The following is a 6,507-nucleotide window of genomic DNA, read 5'->3' as shown; positions in this document are numbered from 1 at the left end:
GGGGAGCTCGGGCGGCGCGCGGCCGCGGGCGGGAGCCGGTGGGGACGGTGAGGGGGACGGAAGGCGGGGCGGGGAGCGGGGCGGGGAGCGGGGAGGTGCGGTCGGGCCGGTCAGACCTGGCCCTTGGCGTCGTCCTCCGCGTTCTGCAGGATCACGGAGGTCCGCTGGCCCTTGAGGCCGAGCTTCTCCACCTCGGTGCTCACCTGCCTGAACAGCCTGAACAGGTCGGCGGTCGCGCCGTCCACGTTGTCGTGGTAGGTCTTGCCGATCTCGTCGTGACCGGCCGACTCCTTGTTGAAGGTGTTGATCTCGTCGGTCCGCCGGCCGATGTCGTCGAGGATCTCCGACACCCGCGCGAACCTCTTGAACTTGTTCTGGAGGTCCGCGGAGGCGTTCAGCTGCTCAGCCACGGAACTCCTCCTGCCGGTCGCGCCTGCGCCGCTCCTCCGCGGCCGCGTCCTCGGCGAACCCGGGGCGCATGTCCCGCAGCGGCGCGAAGAGTTCGTCCAGTTCGGTGCCGCCGGTCATCGAGGCCCTGAGGGTCTCGCCCAGCCCGCTGAACGCCCCCATCCGCTCGGCCATCCGCTCGCCGAGGTCGGCCCGGGCGGTGTTCAGCACGTCGGCGAGCACCGTCCCGAGCTGGGCCGGCGCCATCGACCGGTACGCGGTGGTGTGGAAGACCAGGGACACCACCTGGCCCTGTGCGCCGACCGTCGCGGTGACCATCCGGTCCTTGGTGGTCGCCGAGGCGGTGGCCGCCTGCAACTCCTTCGCCGCCTCGGCCATCTTGACCTGCTGCTCCGCCAGAGCGGCCATGGCCTGCTCGATCTGCTCGGCGTACGAGAAACTCATCCGTCCGCGCCTCCCGTCTCTGTCCCGGTGTCCCGTTGGCGCGTCCCGGGCCCGGGGGATCGGGCCCGGAACGCGCCGGCTCGTGGGGTCGTACGGTTCTCTCTACGGACGGGGCGCGGCCCGCGGTTCGACGCCGGGCCGGATCGGTCCGGCCACCCCGGGCCGGCAGGCCGGATCGACCGGCCGGGCGGTCCGTCAGCGACCGATGACGCCCGTCACGGCGTCCGAGTCGGTGCCCCAGACCTCCTCGTCCTCGGCCAGCCAGGTGGTGCGCTGCCGCTCCTTCTCGCCCTGGCCGGGCGCGCCGCCGGCCCCGGCCCCCATCGGGGGGACCATCGGTCCGCCCATGCCGCCGGTCGTGGACATGCCCCGGCCCATCAGCTGGGCCTCCTCGGCGGCGGCGCCGGCCGCGGCCCGGCCGGCCGCCGTGGCACGGCTCGCGGCGGCCTCCTCGGCGGCCAGCACGGCCGTCGGCTTGACGCCCATGGCCTCCGCCAGACGGCCGCCGACGCCCAGCCCGGGCGGGCCGGAGGCGATCCCGCCGACGGTCTTCGGGCCGGCTCCGCCACCGCCCACGGGCTCGCCGAACAGGCCGGACCCGGTCCTGACGGAGCCCGCGCCGTCGCCGGAGCCGCCCGAGCCGAAGGAGACGCCGCTGCCGCCGATCGAACCGGGCAGCCCGGACCAGTTACCGGACCAGCCGCCGCCCCCGCCGCCGGTGCGGATGTCTCCGACGCCCTTGGAGAGCGCGTACTCCTCGTCGGTGAGCAGTTGCTCGAACTGCGAGACCGGCCGCCCGTTCGCGTCCCGGACGGTGCCGTCCTCGCCGATGGTCCGGTCCTTGCCGAGCACCACCGGGTTGCCGTTGCGGTCCTTCAGCAGCGTGCCGTCCGGGGTGGTGACCGTTCCGTCGTCGTTGCGCTTCGAGCCCGGCGGCACCTTGAACGGCGTGCTGGAGCTCGAACCCGTGCCGCCCGACCCGGTGGTGGAGCCGCCGGAGCCGGTACCGGGCTGGCCCACCACGGTGCCCGCCGGCACCTGCCGGGGCTTGCCGTCCTTGTCCAGCAGCGGCTTGCCGTCCTTGTCGACCAGCTGGCCCTTGTCGTTGACCCGGGTGCCGGGCGGGACCATCTGCGGCTTGCCGTCCTTGTCGAGCAGCGGCTTGCCGTCCTTGTCCAGCAGCGGAACCATGCCGGTGCTGCCGCCGCCACCGGTGCCGCCGATGCCCCCGGTCTTCCCGCCCTTGCCTCCGCTGCCGCCGCCCGAACCGCCGCCCGTACCGCCGCCGATCCCGCCGATGCCGCCCGTACCGCCGCCGGTGCCACCGATCCCGCCGGTGCCACCCCCACCGGTGCCGCCCCCGTCACCGCCGGCGCCACCGCCGAGGTTCGGGTTGCTGACGTCGGTCTTCGGCCCGTTCCCGTCACCGCCCTTGCCGTCGGGGGTCTCGACCTTGTCCTTGGGCAGGTCGAGCGTCACCGGCCTGATCGGCAGCAGGAGCCTGCTCGCGGCGTCGTAGGCGTCGGACAGGGCCCTCCCCGCGGTGGTCGCGGCCGCGTCGAGCTTGTCCACCACCCAGGCGTTCCACTTCTCCTTCGCCTTGGCGTCCAGCTGCTTGACGAAGGCGCCCAGGGACTCCTTGTTGACGCCGTCCTTGGTGGTCGCCAGGGTGACGCCGTTGCCCGAGACCGTGGCGTCGGCCGAGAGGCTCCCGTCGTCGTAGCTGATCGTGGTGAGGGTGAGGACCGCGGTGAAGTTCTTGACCAGCTCGGTGAACGCGAAGTGCACGCAGGTGTACGGCGAGGAGAAGCTGCCGCCGGCGGAGCCGTCGGTGTACTGCCAGTGCTCGCCCTTGTCGCTGTTCGGTCCGGCGCTCTCCAGGGTGGAGTTCCCCCTCCACGCCTCGTAGCCCGAGGTGTACATGTGCGCCTGCTGGGCCCTCAGGGCGTCCCCGGCATCCTTCAGCTTGGTGACGATGGGGTTGGCCGCGGGCGGGTCCCCGGCCTTCCCCTTGTACGCGCCGAGGTCGCCGCTGAGCCCGAAGTGCATGGCCAGGAACTCGTTCTCCAGGCCGTACAGGACCTCCTTGAAGCGGCCGGCCGCCGTCCCCTGGAACTCGCTGTCCGAACCGCCCACGTCGTTGAACCAGGTGTTCACCTTCTTCCGCTGCTCCACGAAGAAGGTGTCGACCTCGCCGACGATCCGCGAGGCGTCCCACAGCGTCGGGGGCGCCGTGACCTCGTTGCCGGTGCAGTTCCCCCAGATCGACGGGCCGAGGATGTCGCCCGGGTTGGACTTGAACCGGGTGAACAGGGTCGCCGTCGCGTCGCCCTCCTTGCCGTCCCAGAACGGCCAGTTGCAGGTCACGCCCAGGATCGTGCTGTAGGTGCCGCCGCCTTCGACCAGGTACACCCACTCGGCCCACATGTCGTATCCGGCGTCGCCCTTGGCGATGCCGTTCTGGACCTTGCGCCTGTCGTTGTTGCTCTTGGTGTCCGTGATCAGGTAGTAGGCCTGGATCCAGTCGGCGCCGGTCACGTCGGTCCGCTTCACGACATCGCTGTGGTCCGTCCCGGCGAACACCTTCAGCATCTGCTCCCAGGTGTAGGGCGTTTGGTCGGCCATGGTCATCCTCCGGGCAGGGTGGAACGGTTCTCGGGCAGCGGTGTGCCGCCGGCTCCGGAGGGGCGCGTGGCCCTCCGGAGCCGACGGCGGTCTCCCGACGTCAGGGGAGCTTGCTCGTCGGGGCGACGCCGCCGAGCACGTCGTGGAGGATCTCCAGCATCTGGGCCTCCGAGAGGGCTTCGCCGTCCCCCTCGTGGAGCGTCCTCCCCGCCTTCAGCAGGTCGTTGACGATGTCGTCGATCGTCTTGCGGACGACCTCGATGCCGTCCCCCACGCTCTTCGCGTACTCGACGTAGGCCTGCTTCAGCGCCTTGGCCGACGGGAACGAGTCCTGGCCCGCCTTCAGCGCCGCCGGCGCCTTCAGCCAGGCCACCTTCTGGCCGTTCACGTCCTGCTCGAAGCTCCGCAGGTCCGCGAGCCGGCCCTCCAGGTAGGCGACCGTGATGTTGGTGGTGTCACCGCTCATGCGTGGGCCTCCGTCCTCGTCAGGCGAACTGCTTGCCGGCCTGAGTGTCGGACTCCTTCATGGTCTCGTGCATGCGGTCGAGCGTGGCCGCCGCCGCCGTGATGTCCTGCTCCATCTGCTGGTCGTTCGCCGACACGGCCGCGGAGAACTCGTGGAACGCCGTGGCGGCGACACCCTGGAAGTGCCCGTTGTCGATCACGGCGCTCAACTTGCTGAGGAGCTCCTTCAGGTTGGTCTGCATCATGGAGCCTGCCGCGCGCAGTTCGTTCGCGGACTGCTCGACCGTCTCGTGGTGGAGGTGGATGTTGCCGAAGTCCATGGGTACCTGATCCTTTTGTTCGTGACGAAGCGTCAGTCGCCCTGAAGGCCGTAGTAGATGCCGTCGGCGGCGTGGGCGCGCGCCTCGTCCTCGGCCGCGGTGAGGATCTGGTTGGCCCCCTGGGTCGACTGGACGAAGCGCTCGAAGGCCCCGATGACCTGCTGGTAGCGCGTCATCCAGTCCTCGACCCGCTGCTGGAACACGGTGCTGGCGCCGGAGATGTAGCCGCCGGCCAGCTCCTCCTTGATCCGCTCGACCGTGCGGCCGGCGGTCACCATGCTCTCGATCTGCTGCTCCAGGCTGGCGAGGACCTGCCTGATCGCCTCGTCTTCCTTCGTCAACATGCCCGGTGTGGCCATGCTCTGCTCCCTTCCCTTCGCTCGCCGGGCGGGCCGCCCGGCGGAGACATCTGATCGGCTCAACGGCCCTGCGGCAGGCCCTGGTTCAGCTGCACGAAGACGGCCCCTGAGCCGCCGCCGGGGTGGCCGCGAGGGTGCCGGCGGCCGAGGACGGGGCCCCCGTGCCGTCACCCAGCGCCGCCGGGTCCAGGCTCGGCCCGGCCGGCAGCAGGGCCACCACCGCGGCCGGGACGGACACCGGTGTCGTACCGCCGTACCCGAGCTGCTGGGCGACCGCCGCCGAGGGCAGCGGGTAGCGCACCCCGCCCTCGGTGACCAGGTACTCCGTGCTGCCCGCGCCGGCGCCCGACACCGCCCGCACCAGGGCGCCGCGCCCCGGCCGGACGGCGATCCGGTCGGCGACCACGCAGGCCCCGCCCGCGGTGCCGGCCGGCACCGCCGGGGGGCGGCCCGCGTCCGCCTGGGCGACGGGCAGCACGGTGACGGCGGTCGTCGGGGCGGTGCCCGCGGTGCGCAGGTCCGCGCAGACGCCCTCGCCGGACAGCGGCGTGACCAGCGTCGGCGGCGCCTCCGGGAGCCCCTGGGACGGCGGGCCGCCGGGCGCGGTGTGCCCGGCGAGGTCCATCGCGCCGATCGACGCGGGCACCGGGGCGGCGCTGCCGTACGCGTCCTTCTGGGTGCGCGGATCGCCGAGCAGCAGCGCGTACAGCGTCGGGGTGAGCGGCACGAGGCCGTCCTTGGTGAGCAGGTGGTGGGCGCCGCCCGGGGCCGTGAAGAGCTGGCCGATCCGGGTCGGCTTCCCGCCCAGCGCCGGGCCCGCCTCACCGCGCCTGGCGACGGCGGGCGCGGCCAGGTCGGGCCCGGCGGGCAGCGCGTTCAGCACGCCGGCCGGCACCGGGAAGGGGGCCGTGCCGCCGTAACCGAGCGCCTGGAGCGCCTGGTTGGCGGTGTCGACCCGCAGTCGCTGACCCTGCCAGAGCAGGTGCACCGAGCCGTCCGGGACGGCCACCAGCAGGCCCTGGGCCGGCGTCAGCGCCCGCCCCTCGGCGGCCGGGTCCACCAGCAGGCCGAGCCGCGGCGCGGGGGCTCCGGTCGGGCCCGGCTGGACGGTGCCGCAGACCAGCCAGGTGCCGCCGGCCAGGTCGGCGGCGGGCGGCAGCCCGTCCGGGGCACCGACGATCCCGACCGGGGTACCGCGCGGCGCGTCCGCGATCGACGCCCGGCTCACCTGCCGCACCGTCATCCGGTCGCCGGCCAGCAGCCTGGCGCTGGTGTCGTTCAGCACCGGATGCAGCTGCCCGCCGACGGACAGGTACCTGGCGCCGGTCTCCTCGACCACCACCAGCGTGCCGGGCTTGGCCCAGCCCTCGCCGCCGCCGGGCCTGATCACCCCGTACACCGTGACGCCCAGCCCGATCAGCACCCCCACCGCCAGGCCCGTCATGGTGCCCCGGGTGGTCCGCCCGGTGGGGGTGTCCGGCGCGTCGGGCTCCGCCCGCAGCATGCCCGAGGCCACCCTGCTCATCACGAACAGGTGTGCCTGCACCTGGTCGCGTCGGGACTGCATCCAGTTCCTCCCCGGTTCCTCGCGGACGCGCGCGCCGCTTCGCGGCCGCACCGCTGCGCGCGCCCACTACGGACCTACGGCCCGCGCCACCGGCCCGGTTCACCGGCCGGGACGGCGCCCCGGCGGACCGCCACGGACGGGACGGGCGGGGCGCAGGCGAACCACGCGTACTGGACGCCATCGCCCGGATGCCTCAGGGTGAGACCGGCGCCCGGCGCCCGGCCGGGCGCACCGAGGCCCCGCCGGACCCCGTCGCCGTCGCAGTCCGTCCCACCCCCGTCACCCACGTCGGCGCCGCGCAGTGGCGCCCGCGGGAGGC

7 protein-coding genes are annotated in these 6,507 nt (G+C 73.5%); all 7 read right to left on the bottom strand.

The window, feature by feature from the left end; genetic code table 11:
• Positions 1–110: 110 nt before the first annotated feature.
• The 7 genes from ACIQOW_RS14300 to eccB all read right to left on the bottom strand — a co-directional run bounded on the left by ACIQOW_RS14300 (position 111) and on the right by eccB (position 6,188).
• Positions 111–410: a hypothetical protein gene (locus ACIQOW_RS14300; RefSeq protein ID WP_188296902.1), complete on the bottom strand. Its 300-nt coding sequence runs from the start codon at positions 408–410 to the stop codon at positions 111–113.
• Complete coding sequence (locus ACIQOW_RS14295; RefSeq protein WP_401083950.1) at positions 403–852, bottom strand: YbaB/EbfC family nucleoid-associated protein; 450 nt, start codon at positions 850–852, stop codon at positions 403–405. Before ACIQOW_RS14295 ends, ACIQOW_RS14300 begins: the two co-directional genes overlap by 8 nt.
• Before the next feature lie 195 nt (positions 853–1,047).
• On the bottom strand, positions 1,048–3,477 hold the full coding sequence (locus tag ACIQOW_RS14290) for a hypothetical protein (protein ID WP_401083948.1): 2,430 nt from the start codon (positions 3,475–3,477) through the stop codon (positions 1,048–1,050).
• A gap of 100 nt (positions 3,478–3,577) precedes the next feature.
• Positions 3,578–3,943, bottom strand: a complete 366-nt coding sequence (locus ACIQOW_RS14285) for a hypothetical protein (RefSeq protein WP_401083946.1) — start codon at positions 3,941–3,943, stop codon at positions 3,578–3,580.
• Between the two features lie 19 nt (positions 3,944–3,962).
• Positions 3,963–4,262, bottom strand: coding sequence for a WXG100 family type VII secretion target (locus ACIQOW_RS14280; protein ID WP_401083944.1), 300 nt, complete (start codon positions 4,260–4,262; stop codon positions 3,963–3,965).
• Between the two features lie 32 nt (positions 4,263–4,294).
• Complete coding sequence (locus tag ACIQOW_RS14275) at positions 4,295–4,606, bottom strand: hypothetical protein (protein WP_401083942.1); 312 nt, start codon at positions 4,604–4,606, stop codon at positions 4,295–4,297.
• A gap of 100 nt (positions 4,607–4,706) precedes the next feature.
• Positions 4,707–6,188 (bottom strand): type VII secretion protein EccB, encoded by a 1,482-nt coding sequence (gene eccB / locus ACIQOW_RS14270; protein ID WP_401083940.1) that lies wholly within the window; start codon positions 6,186–6,188, stop codon positions 4,707–4,709.
• Positions 6,189–6,507 lie beyond the last annotated feature (319 nt).

This window comes from Kitasatospora sp. NPDC091335 (assembly GCF_044757205.1).
Classification (GTDB): Bacteria; Actinomycetota; Actinomycetes; order Streptomycetales; family Streptomycetaceae; genus Kitasatospora.
This window is presented reverse-complemented; position numbering and strand designations above follow the sequence as displayed.

Coding starts and splice junctions, on each gene's coding strand:
- ACIQOW_RS14295 (WP_401083950.1), bottom strand. CDS start 852: ATGAGTTTCTCGTACGCCGAGCAGATCGAGCAGGCCATGGCCGCTCTG.
- ACIQOW_RS14290 (WP_401083948.1), bottom strand. CDS start 3,477: ATGGCCGACCAAACGCCCTACACCTGGGAGCAGATGCTGAAGGTGTTC.
- ACIQOW_RS14285 (WP_401083946.1), bottom strand. CDS start 3,943: ATGAGCGGTGACACCACCAACATCACGGTCGCCTACCTGGAGGGCCGG.
- ACIQOW_RS14280 (WP_401083944.1), bottom strand. CDS start 4,262: ATGGACTTCGGCAACATCCACCTCCACCACGAGACGGTCGAGCAGTCC.
- ACIQOW_RS14275 (WP_401083942.1), bottom strand. CDS start 4,606: ATGTTGACGAAGGAAGACGAGGCGATCAGGCAGGTCCTCGCCAGCCTG.
- eccB (WP_401083940.1), bottom strand. CDS start 6,188: ATGCAGTCCCGACGCGACCAGGTGCAGGCACACCTGTTCGTGATGAGC.